Origin of the sequence: Vibrio sp. CCUG 15886, assembly GCF_028570825.1 — a bacterium.
GTDB lineage: Bacteria > Pseudomonadota > Gammaproteobacteria > Enterobacterales > Vibrionaceae > Vibrio > Vibrio vulnificus_B.
This window is the reverse complement of record NZ_JAQQBT010000008.1, coordinates 67216-79494: the sequence shown is the minus strand read 5'-3', so window position 1 is coordinate 79494 and position 12279 is coordinate 67216. Positions and strand designations below refer to the sequence as shown.

Here is a 12279-nt window from a genome sequence, read left to right as displayed (position 1 = left end):
ACGAGGAGTAACATCGTGGAAAAACCATGGCTGTCACGTTATCCATCTGACGTACCGGAAACCATTAACCCAGATCAGTACGAGTCACTGGTCGAAATGTTTGAGCAATCAGTGCAGAAATACGCCGACCAACCTGCGTTTATGAACATGGGTTCGGTGATGACTTTCCGCAAGTTAGAAGAGCGCAGCCGTGCGTTTGCTGCGTATCTACAAAACGAGTTGAAACTGAAAAAAGGCGATCGCGTGGCATTAATGATGCCAAACCTACTGCAATATCCTGTGGCACTGTTTGGTGTGCTACGTGCGGGCTGTATTGCTGTGAACGTAAACCCGTTGTATACCCCACGTGAATTGGAACATCAGCTCAACGACTCTGGTGCCACCGCGATTGTGATCGTGTCGAACTTTGCCAATACACTAGAGCAGATCGTTGAGAACACGCCAGTGAAACACGTGGTGCTAACCAGCCTAGGCCAAATGCTGCCACGTGCGAAAGGCACCATCGTTGATTTTGTTGTGAAATACGTCAAAGGCATGGTACCAAAATACGATCTGCCTGGGGCCATCTCGATGCGTAAAGCCTTGCACAAAGGCCGTCGTCTGCAGTACGTCAAACCTTTTATGACTGGTGATGATATTGCGTTCTTGCAATACACCGGTGGTACTACTGGGGTGGCGAAAGGCGCAATCCTTACTCACCGCAATATGATTGCTAACGTAATGCAAGCTAAAGGCATGTATGGTCCGGTTCTGCAGCCTGGCCGTGAGCTTGTGGTGACCGCGTTGCCGTTGTATCACGTGTTTGCTTTAACGGTGAACTGCTTGCTGTTTATCGAAATGGGTGGCCGCAACCTGTTGATCACCAACCCACGCGATATTCCAGGGTTTGTTAAAGAGCTACAGAGATACCCGTTCACCGCCATTACTGGGGTAAACACGCTGTTTAACGCGCTGGTCAATAATGAAGATTTCCATGAACTGAACTTCAGCCATCTGAAACTGGCGGTTGGTGGTGGCATGGCCGTTCAGCGCGCGGTGGCGGAGAAGTGGAAGAAAACCACAGGCTGTTACCTGCTCGAAGGCTACGGTTTAACCGAGTGTTCACCACTGGTTGCCGCGTATCCGCACGATCTTGTGGATTACAACGGTTCCATTGGTCTGCCCGTTCCATCAACAGAAGTTCGCATTGTGAACGATGAAGGTGAAGCCCTCGCTAATAGTGAAACGGGTGAGTTGCAAGTGCGTGGCCCACAGGTGATGCAAGGTTACTGGCAGCGCCCAGAAGCGACCAAAGAAGTGATCAACAATGATGGTTGGCTATCGACTGGCGACATCGTCAAGTTTGATGAAGATGGCTTCTTGCACATTGTTGATCGTAAGAAAGACATGATTTTGGTGTCCGGTTTCAACGTTTATCCAAATGAAATCGAAGATGTGGTTGCGCTGCACGGTAAAGTGCTTGAAGTGGCGGCCATCGGTCAGCCGCACGAAGTCTCTGGCGAAGTGGTGAAGATTTACGTGGTTAAGCGTGATCCAAGCCTGACCAAAGAAGAGATCATCAATCACTGTCGTCAGCACCTGACAGGCTATAAAGTGCCGAAGTTGATTGAGTTCCGTGAAGATCTGCCGAAAACCAACGTCGGTAAGATTTTGCGTCGCGTATTACGCGATGAAAATGATGCTAAGCTTGCCAAAGAGAATGAGGCAGCGTAAGCCGCGCAAAGTGTCACGAAGAGTGTTAAAATGCCAGCCGAATTCCAAGGCTGGCATTTTTATTTTCAAAGCGATAGCGAGAGACGAGTGAATTACCAAATTATTACCGAAAACCAAGACCTAGTTAGGGTATGCAGTAAAGCGCGCAAAGCAGACGTTGTGATGTTGGATACCGAGTTTGTCCGCACCCGAACGTATTACCCACAATTGGGCTTAATTCAGCTTTTTGATGGTGACACCCTCTCGCTGATTGATCCAACGGTGCTGACTGATATGAGTGCGTTTACTGAGTTGCTTAACGATGCCTCGGTAATGAAAGTGCTTCACGCGTGCGGTGAGGATTTGGAAGTGTTCCACAATGCGTTTGGTGCGATACCCGTGCCGATGGTGGATACGCAAATCATGGCCGCGTTTTTGGGTCACGGTCTATCGACGGGCTTTGCCGCATTGGTCGAGCAGTACCTTAACGTGGAACTGGATAAAAGTGAGTCGCGCACGGACTGGTTGGCTCGCCCTCTGAGTGACAAACAGCTTGAGTACGCCGCGGCAGATGTTCACTACTTGTTGCCGCTGTACGAGATCTTGTTGGAAAAAGTGATGGAAGCGGGCTGGTGGCAAGCGGCTCAGCAAGAGAGCGAACTGCAAGCAAGCAAGCGTGTAAAAACGCCGAATGCCGACAATGCTTACCTCGATATCAAAGGGGCTTGGCAGCTTAAGCCAAGAGAGCTAGCGATACTCAAACCGCTTGCGACTTGGCGTATGCAAGAGGCGATTCGTCGTGACTTAGCGTTGAACTTTGTTTTCAAAGAACACGACTTACTCACGGTGGCACGTTTAGGTCTGACGAGCTTTAAGCGCATGGAAGAAGAGGGGATGGATGTCCGCTCAGTACAGCGTCATGGCAATCGTATTGCTGCGATGGTGAAGTCGGCGCGTGAGACTGATCCTGAGGATTATCCAGCACCAATTGAACGCTTGATGGATTTGCCAGGTTACAAACAACTGTTTAAAAAACTGAAAGACGAAGTCACTCGCGCGTCAAAAGCGACAGGTTTAGCGAGCGAGTTTTTAGCGTCGAAGAAGCAGACTAATCAACTGATCAGTTGGGTATGGAAACATCAGCGCGATCAAAATCGCCTGCCAGACTTGATGCAAGGTTGGCGCTTAGACATTCTGGGCGAAAAAATGAACAAGCTAATTTAGAGCACGCTTGGCGCATTTGCTTTATGGATAAATAAAAACAGACGGTCTAAGCCGTCTGTTTTTCTATCCGATGAATGAAGCGCTATTTCTCTTCATCTGGCAGTTTCACGTTCAATTCCAAGACGGAAATATCATCGTCTTTATGTTCGAATGTCAAATCCACCATGGCTGGATCAATCGCGACGTATTTACTGATCACTTTAAGAATGTCTTCTTTCAGCTGTGGCAAGTATGACGGCGCAGGATCATTTTGGCTGCGGCGTTCTGCGACGATGATCTGCAAACGCTCTTTAGCGAGGCTTGCAGAGGTCTTTTTTTGTGGGCGGAAAAACTCAAGCAGTGACATATCTAGCCTCCAAACAGTCGTTTAAACAGTCCTTTCTTCTCCTCAGTAAGGAAACGAAAATCCACTTGATTACCCAGTAGGCGATCAACGGTGTCTGAATAGGCCATGCCTGCATCGGTGTTTTCATCAAAAATCACGGGCACGCCTTTGTTCGAGGCATTCAGAACCGCTTGGCTTTCAGGAATCACACCGAGTAGTGAAATGTGCAGAATTTCCTCGACATCTTCAACGCTCAGCATTTCGCCAAGATTCACGCGAGCAGGGTTGTAACGGGTCAACAAAAGATGCTGCTTGACCGGCTCAAGCCCTTGTTCTGCGCGCAGAGATTTCGAATCCAAAATCCCCAAAATACGGTCTGAATCTCGCACAGAAGAGACTTCTGGGTTGGTGGTGACAATCGCTTCATCTGCAAAGTATAGCGCCATTAACGCACCTTGCTCGATGCCCGCAGGGGAATCACAGATGACAAAATCAAAGCCCATCTCATCGAGCTCATCCAATACACGCTTGACCCCTTCTTTGGTTAACGCATCTTTATCGCGCGTTTGAGAAGCGGGCAAAATGAATAAGTTGTCGACGCGTTTGTCTTTGATCATCGCTTGATTGAGCGTCGCTTCGCCATTAATCACGTTAACAAAGTCATAGACCACACGACGTTCACAGCCCATGATCAAATCTAGGTTACGTAGGCCGATATCAAAATCGATAACCGCTGTTTTTTTTCCTTTCAGCGCAAGGCCTGAAGCAATCGCGGCGCTGGACGTGGTTTTGCCAACCCCACCTTTACCCGAAGTTACAACAATAATGCGTGCCATTGTGTGATTTCCTTTTAATTCTTTACTGAGTGAGCGCTTCGAGATGGAGTGACTCGTCCACCAAGCTCAACATCACTTTTTGCTGCCAAAATTGGCGTTCAATTTGGTCACTGAGCCAGTAGTTGCCCGCAATTGAGATCAGCTCTGCTTGCAAGTCATGGCAAATAATTCGTGCTTCCTTTTGGCCACTTGCCCCGGCAATCGCTCGGCCACGTAAGGTGCCGTGAATATGGATCGAGCCATCGGCGATAACTTCGGCCCCCGCACTGACGTGATTAAGAATGACCAAATCACCGTCTTTGGCGTAAATTTGCTGGCCAGAACGAATCGGGGTGCGAACAATTTTGGTTGGCGCCATCTTTGCTGGGGCCTGCGTTGGCGATTTGCTGGCCGACATAATGGCAAACCCAGCGTCGGAAGCCAGATTCTGGGTTCGTTTATCTTTTGCTCCAGTGATTCCTACAGGAATAAAACCGGCTTGTGATATGCCTTGTTTTAGCGCGACAAAATCGAGGTCGCCTTCAACGTTGGCGATATTGATCACAACAGGTGCAGCCGCGAAAAAAGCGGGCGCTTGCTCAACTTTTTCTTTGACGAATTCGATAGCCGTGTCGACCGAGTTGTTGCAAAGGTGCAGAACCGATAACGTAAAGCTGCTACCTTTTAGGTCTGGAGAGTGAGACATTAGATACTTCTTGCCTTTGTTGAAAGAGCGTTGTCTTTTACTAAGGCTGTCATGTTATATTTCATCCCAATACGCAGCAAGTTCTCTTGCTGTCAAATAAGTGATTTCGTCTAAAAAATTAGGTTTAAATTAAATTTCGCGTGTCAAACGCGAAAATCAGCACAAAAGGCTTGTCATGCTTTGTTCTATCTATAAAAGTTCTAAGAAAGAAGGCACATATCTTTACATCCCAAAAAAAGATGATTTTTCACAGGTTCCTGACACATTAATGCAGATGTTCGGTAAGCCTTCTCATGTGATGACGGTGAATCTTGAAGGGCGTAGTTTGGCATTAGTGAACATTGAAAAAGTAAAAGAATCGCTCAACAACGAGGGCTTTTTCTTGCAACTGCCACCTCCGCCAGAAAATCTATTACAACAACATAAAGAGCGTAAAGCGCAGCAGAAAAACGACTAAGGCGTGATTGCCCTGAGTTAAAGTCAGCTCGATTGCTCAAGGAGGGCTATTTGAAAAAATTGGTAACCGCGATACTCAGCATTGGACTTTGTTCATCGGCGTGGGCGAACACTGAAAGTTTTGAGCAGTATCTTGAGCGTTTAAAAGCCCAAGCGGCAGAAGAAGGCATTTCGGCTCAAACCATAGAGCAAGCCTTTCGCGATGTGCAATTTAAGCCACGAGCGGTAAAAGCCGATCGCAACCAACCGGAGAAAAAACAAACGCTGGATGAATATCTTCCTCGTGCGGTGCCCGATTGGAAAGTGAAACAAGCCAAAGATCTCTATGCAAAGCATTACGCTGAATTGAGCCAGATTGCGGATCGCTATGGCGTACAAGCGCGCTTTATTGTCGCGTTGTGGGGCGTTGAGAGTAACTTTGGTAAGTTCACCGGCAATTTCCCTGTGGTCGATGCTTTATCAACCATGGCCTATGAAGGGCGTCGTGAAGCCTTCTTTCGTGCCGAAACCATGGCTGCGCTGAAAATCTTAGACCAAGGGCATATTGAGTTTGAAAACTTCAAAGGCTCTTGGGCAGGCGCGATGGGCCAGTGTCAGTTTATGCCAAGCTCTTTCCTTGCCTATGCGGCAGACGGTAACGGTGATGGCAAGAAAGACATCTGGAATACCAAAGCCGATGTGTTTGCTTCAACAGCCAGTTACCTCAGCCAATCGGGTTGGGATGATAAATACACTTGGGGTCGCCAAGTACGCGTGCCGAAAGGGTTTGAACTTGAGCTAGAAGGGCGAGAAGAGGCGAAAGGCAAATACCTGCAGGAATGGAAAAAACTGGGTATTACCAGCATCAATGGACGCCCATTACCTAAGCTAAACGAAGACATTAAAGCTTGGTTAGTGATGCCCGATGATGAAAATGGCCGCGCTTATCTGGTCTACAACAACTACAATGTGTTGATGAAGTGGAATCGCTCGCATTACTTTGCACTGGCAGTGAGCCATTTGGCTGACCGCATCAAAAATTAATTCAATTCGGCTTGTGGTGTTAGCCACAAGCCAACAGCGATAAACATGTTATCTGAACGCGCAGCACAAATGGTGGTTTTTGCCGCCCTCGTCAAACATCAAAACTTCACTTCTGCAGCTAAGAGCTTAGCGGTGTCGGTTTCTCATGTCAGTAAGCAACTGGCACAACTCGAAGCATCGTTGGGGATCAAGTTGATCCAACGCACCACGCGCAGCTTTACACCAACTGAAGCAGGATTGGCCTTCTATCACCATTGCCAGCAAGTGGTGCAGGCGGTGAATAATGCGCAGCATGAAATGGAGAGCCAGCGCGATGAAATTGCCGGTTTAGTACGAATTGGCTTGTCGCAATCCTTTGGTACTTTGCATATTCTCCCTGCCATTGATGAACTGCGCCAGAAATACCCGCTACTGCAAGTGGAAATGCATCTGTTTGATTACAAAGTCGACATGCTGCAAGAAGGGTTGGATCTCTGGATCACCAATCATGAACATTTACCAGAAGGCTACATTGCTCAGCGTTTAGCGGATTGTCAGTTCGTTGTCGCGGCGTCTCCTGACTATTTGCTGCAGCATGATGCACCGAAGGAGCCCAATGATCTCGCCAATCACAACTGCCTGATTTACCGAAGCTGGGAGCGCGACTACACCAGTTGGGCGTTTCGCCGCCAAGGGGAGCACCTTAGCGTCAAGGTATCGGGTAATTATTCGGTCGATCTGGCTGAGGCGGTTCGAGACGCGGCGATCTCAGGGTGGGGGATTGGCTATCTGGCGACCTACTTGCTTGGTGATGAGTTTAGAACTGGGAAACTGATTCAACTGTTGCCAGATTGGCGCGCGAATCAGGAAATGCCATTTTATGCGGTGTATCCTAGCCGCCAGCATATGCCGAAAAAAACCTCCGCTGTCATCGATTTCATTAAACAAAAAATCGGTACGCCGTGTCATTGGGACAAACAGCTGGAGCCCTATGTCAGCTTCCCTGATTAGAGTGATTTGAGTCACAAATATTTTCTATTTCCAGAAACATATTTTCCATATGGAAACAATAAAACAAAGCAAACGTTTATCTTGTTTTTATTCAATAAGTTAAGACTTGTGGTTTTATTGCGTTTTTCTAATGAACCACCTTGTTAACATTCTCGACTTGCATCTTACGATGCTGGTAATACAATCCGCGCCTTCCTTGTTCCCCCTCTCTGGAAATAATCACTATGAACTCACTCTTGGGTGTCGTAGCCATTTTGCTTTTTGCTTGGCTGCTTTCTACCAATAGAAAAAATATCCGTCTTAAAACGGTGGGATTGGCGTTTGCATTGCAAGTGGCCTTTGCGTTGTTGGTGCTGTATGTACCTGCGGGTAAAAATGCGCTAAATGGCGTGACGGGCGCGGTTTCAAATTTGATTAACTATGGACAGGAAGGCATCGCTTTTCTGTTCGGCGGTTTGGCAACCGGCGGTTTTACTTTCGCGATTAACGTTCTTGGTATCATCATCTTCTTCTCTGCCTTGATCTCAGGCCTTTACCATATTGGATTGATGCCGAAAGTAATCAACTTGATTGGTGGCGCCCTACAAAAGTTGTTAGGGACTGGCCGTGCTGAATCGCTTTCTGCAACCGCCAACATCTTCGTTGGCATGATTGAAGCCCCGTTGGTGGTGAAACCTTACTTAAAGCACATGAGTGACTCGCAATTCTTTGCCGTCATGACCTGTGGCCTTGCTTCAGTAGCAGGCGGTACCTTAGTCGGTTACGCCTCTTTGGGTGTGGAACTGAACTACCTGATTGCTGCGGCATTTATGTCGGCACCTGCTGGTCTTTTGATGGCCAAAATCTTGATGCCTGAAACTGAAGCTCAGGCGGAAGATGTGCAGATGGAAAACGTTGAGATGCCAAAAGCGACCAACGTGGTGGAAGCGATGGCAGACGGTGCGATGTCGGGCTTGCGTATCGCGGTAGCGGTAGGGGCAACCTTACTGGCGTTTGTCAGCGTGATTGCACTGCTGAATGGCCTGTTGGGCTGGGTCGGCAGTTGGTTTGGCATCTCTCTTAGCTTTGAGTTGATTTTGGGCTACCTATTCGCGCCAGTCGCTTGGTTGTTGGGTATTCCATGGCATGAAGCCATTACCGCGGGTTCTCTGATCGGCAATAAAATTGTGGTGAACGAATTCGTAGCGTTTATTCAGCTCATGCAAGTGAAACAAGATCTGAGTGCACACTCGCAAGCGATCGTGACCTTTGCTTTGTGTGGTTTTGCTAACATCTCCACAATGGCGATGTTGATCGGTGGTTTGGGTAGCTTGGTGCCTGAAAAACGCTCGTTCATCTCGAAATACGGCTTCCGTGCAATTACCGCAGGTGTCTTGGCGAACCTGATGAGCGCATCGATTGCGGGCGTGATTTTAAGCCTGTAAGCGATAAGAAAACAGATGACAGTCGATGCTTACGCGCCTCTGGACAAAGTGAAGCATCGTACTGTCATTATTTGTTTTTATTCGCTATCGTTTTGATAAATAAGAAAAAGGCAGAGGATTTCCTCTGCCTTTTTGCGATTGAGTGATGACGACGTCAATCACTCACCTGCTGTGCAATATCAACGCGGATTAATCGATATCGCGTTCAATTTCGCGTGCAACGTATTGTTGATTCAACATGATGCCTTCGGCTTCAATGTAGGCACCTTGCAGCTCCGACTCTTGAATGTGCTCAAAGCGCGTATTGGCATCAATATAGATAATTTTCTCGCCAAGACTAACGCCGTCATCGGAACATTCCATGGTGATAGTACGTTGCTCGTTATCGTGGAGAGTCACCAGACCATCGCACTCAAACTCATGATCGTCCCAATTGCTGTCGTGATCTTGTTCGTCAAACTCCACCACACGCGCAAGCAGCTCGTTGCTTGTACTTGATTGCGCGGTGACTTCCACTTCTGCCCCTGCGACCAATAGACCTTTGTGGCCATCTTCAAAGCGAGTGTGAGCATCGACGGTAAACATGCCACGGTAGTTCAACTCGAACTGCGATTTATCGCCTGCCACCCAAGTGACAATGCCTTCGATTTCGTTGTCGTCATCAAGATCATCGTAAGATTCGATCTCAATCTCGCTGGCGGCAAACACGTTATTGGCAAATTGGCCTTCAATTTCTACCCATTGACCGTTTTCAAGTGGTTGATGCGGTTTAATAAAGGTACCATTGTCGTAATTTACTGTAATGCCAGCGCCCAATTTAAACGTACCGTTGTTGTCATCGAGGCTGTTGATGCGACCTTCGATTTCAACATGGCCAACAAGATCGGGATCATCAAACTTTACGACCGACAGAACTTTGTATCCTGCGTCGGCGGTCGGAAGAGAAGAGACCATCACCCAGTCGCCATTTTTAATCTCTGGGCTGAGCTTAGCAAACGTCAGTGTTGCTCCATTAATGCTAAAAGTGTGGTCTGTAGGGTTGATGTTACTGATCACCCCGGTCATGGTTGGCTCTAATTGCGCCGAAAAAGTGCCTGCTTGGCCGCTGGCGGAATCGCGTTGCACACCGGTGTTTGGGGCGATGCGAATCATCATATTGGGTTGCAGTGCACTTAACTCAATGTTGGCCGAGGAATACGATACTTGCTCGACGGTATATTGGTGTCCATTGACCACAAGTGATCGGTGTTGTGGGTCGACGGAATCAATAGTACCGGTGATTGTTTTGGGAGCAACATCGGGTTGCGCTGGTGTTGAACTGTTACTTCCTCCACAAGCCGATAAAACTAAGGTTAACGCGCTTACTAAAGTCAGCTTCTTCATCTCTATCTGTACCCTATATGAATGGTGGATGTTTGGTTTTTCGCTATGTTAGGAAATGAGATGTGAAGCGATCGTGAAGAGATAAAACTGAATGAAAATTTTGTTAGTGGATGATAACCACAATGTGGCAGAAACGATTGCCGACTATCTGGAGCTCGAAGGCATCACCATCGATTGTGCGTATCATGGTGAAGCGGCGCTGCGATTGATTGAAACGAACCACTACGATGTGATTGTCATGGACATCATGATGCCTAAGCTTGACGGCATCAGTACGGTGAAGAAACTCAGAGAGGACTATCTTTGTGGGACGCCCATCCTATTTCTAACTGCAAAACAGGGCTTGGATGACAAAATCGCGGCTTTTACTGCTGGTGGCGATGATTACCTATTGAAACCTTTTGCGATGCAGGAACTGAGCTTGCGACTGCACGCATTGGCGAACCGAGGACCAAGACAAGATATTGGTGTGTTGAAATTTGCCGACATCACCTTGGATGTCAAAACCGAGCAGGTTGAACGCCAAGGTCAGCAGATCAAACTGAGCCGTATTCAGACGCGAATTCTGAAGTTATTGATGAAGCGAGCGCCGGCAATCGTGTCACGCGTTGAAGTGATTGAAAGCGTGTGGGGCGATGAACCGCCGGGGAGTGATGCTCTGCGTAGCCACATTTACGGTTTGCGCACCGCATTGGACAAAGGTTTTTCAGAATCACGATTAGAGACCATTCATGGACAAGGTTACCGACTCAAAGCATAGCGCCTATCCCAGTATTTACCGCAAGATCCGTTGGAGCTTTGGTGTTCTGACCTTTCTGATGTTTACGCTGTTTTGGAGCTTGATCTATGTGGCGGAAAACAAGCTGGAAGTATTGAGCTTGCACCACTGGTTAGACACAGAAGCCGCTCTGTACAAAGAGAATTACGCAACACTGAAGGAGCAAGCACCGTTACCCAATCCGCAAGAGTTTGATAGTTACTGGAGCGAGAAAGAGATACCGAGCTGGCTGCTGGCTTTTTCCAAACCCGGTTTCTATGAATACCTGCAAGGGGAAGAGGACAAACACTTTGTTGTTTTTGCTCATCCTTCCGGTGTTGGCAATATGTACATCGTTTTCCAAGATGATTCGGATGATTACCTGGATGAGTATGAAAGCTCGTTGCACCAAGTGACTTTTGTATTGGGCGGCATACTCTCCATTGCCATGCTGCTTTATGGTGTGTATATGGTTCGCATTCTGTCGAAACCCTTGACGGAAATTGAACATAAAATTAGTCAAATGCCACCGGATTGTCCGCCATTTAGCATCGACACTACGTTCAGCGAAACGCGCCATATTGAGCAGACTCTGTTAGACAGTAAAAATCATATTGCAGGATTTTTCCAACGTGAGCAGGAGTTTAGCCGCTTCGCTTCTCATGAGCTGCGGACACCGATTATGGTGATCCAGGGTTCCGCCGATATTCTTAGCCGAGTGGAAGGGCAACCCCAAGTCGCGCAAAAAGCGATACGTCGTCTGCATCAAGCAGGTCAGGAAATGAAGGTGTTGACGGAGACGTTTTTGTTGTTGGGTAAATCGGAGATAGAGCCACATCACTTTGGCTATTACGATCTTCAGCAGTCGTTGGAACAGCAACTGGCGTTGCTCGAGCCCTTGTTTGCTCGTCAGGGCTCGAGTTATGAGCTTGATCTGTCGCAGCCTAGCCAGGTTCGAGCTCCAGAAAGCTTTATCACCATCGTCATTAATAACCTCATCAAAAATGCTTTCAGCTATAGCGTTGGAAGTATCAACATTGCGCTACATCAGTGTTGTTTTGAAATTCAGAACCGACATGACGGCAATGAAACTTACAACGCAGGTTATGGATGTGGCTTGGTGATTGTTGAGCGAATTTGCGAGCGGATGAATTGGGCGTTTAGCATGGAAGATGACGGTACGCATTTTATCGCGAAAGTGCGCTTTCGTTCGGCAGAGACAGAGGAATAGACGGTACCTTGATAATGCCGAGCGCCAAATAGCAAAAAAGAGAGCCGAAGCTCTCTTTTTTTAGGTGTATGGTCGGACTGAGAGGATTTGAACCTCCGACCCCCGACACCCCATGACGGTGCGCTACCAAGCTGCGCTACAGTCCGATGGCAGTTACTGTAATGGTAAGGAGGTGACTCGTCAACACTTTGTTTATCAACAATAAAAGCTAGGCGACAGAATGAGCAGTTTGTATGAAAAAGCAGCAGTGGTT

The 12279-nt window shown here is 47.7% G+C and carries 12 protein-coding genes and 1 tRNA gene; 8 read left to right on the top strand and 5 right to left on the bottom strand.

The window, feature by feature from the left end:
- The first annotated feature begins 15 nt into the window (after positions 1–15).
- A complete protein-coding gene (fadD, locus tag PQQ36_RS15165) occupies positions 16–1713 on the top strand; it encodes a long-chain-fatty-acid--CoA ligase FadD (protein WP_053542980.1) in 1698 nt (565 codons plus the stop codon).
- Positions 1714–1800: 87 nt separating this feature from the next.
- Positions 1801–2916 carry a ribonuclease D gene (gene rnd / locus PQQ36_RS15160; protein WP_225470799.1) on the top strand — a complete coding sequence of 372 codons (1116 nt, stop codon included), beginning with the start codon at positions 1801–1803 and terminating at the stop codon, positions 2914–2916.
- 82 nt (positions 2917–2998) lie between these two features.
- Here the strand turns inward: rnd and minE are convergent, their stop codons facing one another.
- The 3 genes from minE to minC are packed head-to-tail and all read right to left on the bottom strand — an operon-like array spanning position 2999 to position 4762.
- Positions 2999–3262: a cell division topological specificity factor MinE gene (gene minE, locus PQQ36_RS15155; protein WP_011078251.1), complete on the bottom strand. Its 264-nt coding sequence runs from the start codon at positions 3260–3262 to the stop codon at positions 2999–3001.
- Positions 3263–3264: 2 nt separating this feature from the next.
- Complete coding sequence (gene minD / locus PQQ36_RS15150) at positions 3265–4077, bottom strand: septum site-determining protein MinD (RefSeq protein WP_011149811.1); 813 nt, start codon at positions 4075–4077, stop codon at positions 3265–3267.
- Positions 4078–4099: 22 nt separating this feature from the next.
- Complete coding sequence (gene minC / locus PQQ36_RS15145; protein WP_011078249.1) at positions 4100–4762, bottom strand: septum site-determining protein MinC; 663 nt, start codon at positions 4760–4762, stop codon at positions 4100–4102.
- Between the two features lie 175 nt (positions 4763–4937).
- On the opposite strand from minC, the gene PQQ36_RS15140 reads away from it, so the two are divergent.
- From PQQ36_RS15140 to PQQ36_RS15125, 4 genes are all read left to right on the top strand, one after another.
- Positions 4938–5219 (top strand): YcgL domain-containing protein, encoded by a 282-nt coding sequence (locus PQQ36_RS15140; RefSeq protein ID WP_011078248.1) that lies wholly within the window; start codon positions 4938–4940, stop codon positions 5217–5219.
- Positions 5220–5269: 50 nt separating this feature from the next.
- On the top strand, positions 5270–6241 hold the full coding sequence (locus PQQ36_RS15135) for a lytic murein transglycosylase (RefSeq protein WP_273661770.1): 972 nt from the start codon (positions 5270–5272) through the stop codon (positions 6239–6241).
- A gap of 45 nt (positions 6242–6286) precedes the next feature.
- Positions 6287–7231 carry a LysR family transcriptional regulator gene (locus tag PQQ36_RS15130; protein ID WP_011078246.1) on the top strand — a complete coding sequence of 315 codons (945 nt, stop codon included), beginning with the start codon at positions 6287–6289 and terminating at the stop codon, positions 7229–7231.
- Positions 7232–7455: 224 nt separating this feature from the next.
- Entirely contained in the window at positions 7456–8655 is a 1200-nt protein-coding gene (locus tag PQQ36_RS15125) for a NupC/NupG family nucleoside CNT transporter (RefSeq protein WP_011078245.1), read from the top strand.
- A gap of 189 nt (positions 8656–8844) precedes the next feature.
- On the opposite strand, the gene PQQ36_RS15120 is transcribed toward PQQ36_RS15125, so the two are convergent.
- Positions 8845–10038: a DUF5666 domain-containing protein gene (locus PQQ36_RS15120; protein WP_273661769.1), complete on the bottom strand. Its 1194-nt coding sequence runs from the start codon at positions 10036–10038 to the stop codon at positions 8845–8847.
- Positions 10039–10129: 91 nt separating this feature from the next.
- Between PQQ36_RS15120 and PQQ36_RS15115 the strand changes: the two genes are divergently transcribed.
- Both PQQ36_RS15115 and PQQ36_RS15110 read left to right on the top strand, forming a co-directional pair.
- Positions 10130–10798 carry a response regulator transcription factor gene (locus PQQ36_RS15115; RefSeq protein ID WP_011078243.1) on the top strand — a complete coding sequence of 223 codons (669 nt, stop codon included), beginning with the start codon at positions 10130–10132 and terminating at the stop codon, positions 10796–10798.
- Positions 10770–12026 carry a sensor histidine kinase gene (locus tag PQQ36_RS15110; RefSeq protein WP_130250526.1) on the top strand — a complete coding sequence of 419 codons (1257 nt, stop codon included), beginning with the start codon at positions 10770–10772 and terminating at the stop codon, positions 12024–12026. Before PQQ36_RS15115 ends, PQQ36_RS15110 begins: the two co-directional genes overlap by 29 nt.
- 69 nt (positions 12027–12095) lie before the next feature.
- Here PQQ36_RS15110 and PQQ36_RS15105 read toward each other — a convergent pair.
- Positions 12096–12172: transfer RNA gene (locus PQQ36_RS15105), tRNA-Pro, on the bottom strand.
- Positions 12173–12279: the final 107 nt, after the last annotated feature.

What these genes read in the sequence shown, in the direction of transcription:
- minC (WP_011078249.1), bottom strand. Translation starts at nt 4,762, where the DNA reads ATGTCTCACTCTCCAGACCTAAAAGGTAGCAGCTTTACGTTATCGGTT.
- PQQ36_RS15120 (WP_273661769.1), bottom strand. Translation starts at nt 10,038, where the DNA reads ATGAAGAAGCTGACTTTAGTAAGCGCGTTAACCTTAGTTTTATCGGCT.
- minD (WP_011149811.1), bottom strand. Translation starts at nt 4,077, where the DNA reads ATGGCACGCATTATTGTTGTAACTTCGGGTAAAGGTGGGGTTGGCAAA.
- minE (WP_011078251.1), bottom strand. Translation starts at nt 3,262, where the DNA reads ATGTCACTGCTTGAGTTTTTCCGCCCACAAAAAAAGACCTCTGCAAGC.
- PQQ36_RS15110 (WP_130250526.1), top strand. Translation starts at nt 10,770, where the DNA reads ATGGACAAGGTTACCGACTCAAAGCATAGCGCCTATCCCAGTATTTAC.
- PQQ36_RS15140 (WP_011078248.1), top strand. Translation starts at nt 4,938, where the DNA reads ATGCTTTGTTCTATCTATAAAAGTTCTAAGAAAGAAGGCACATATCTT.
- PQQ36_RS15130 (WP_011078246.1), top strand. Translation starts at nt 6,287, where the DNA reads ATGTTATCTGAACGCGCAGCACAAATGGTGGTTTTTGCCGCCCTCGTC.
- PQQ36_RS15115 (WP_011078243.1), top strand. Translation starts at nt 10,130, where the DNA reads ATGAAAATTTTGTTAGTGGATGATAACCACAATGTGGCAGAAACGATT.
- PQQ36_RS15125 (WP_011078245.1), top strand. Translation starts at nt 7,456, where the DNA reads ATGAACTCACTCTTGGGTGTCGTAGCCATTTTGCTTTTTGCTTGGCTG.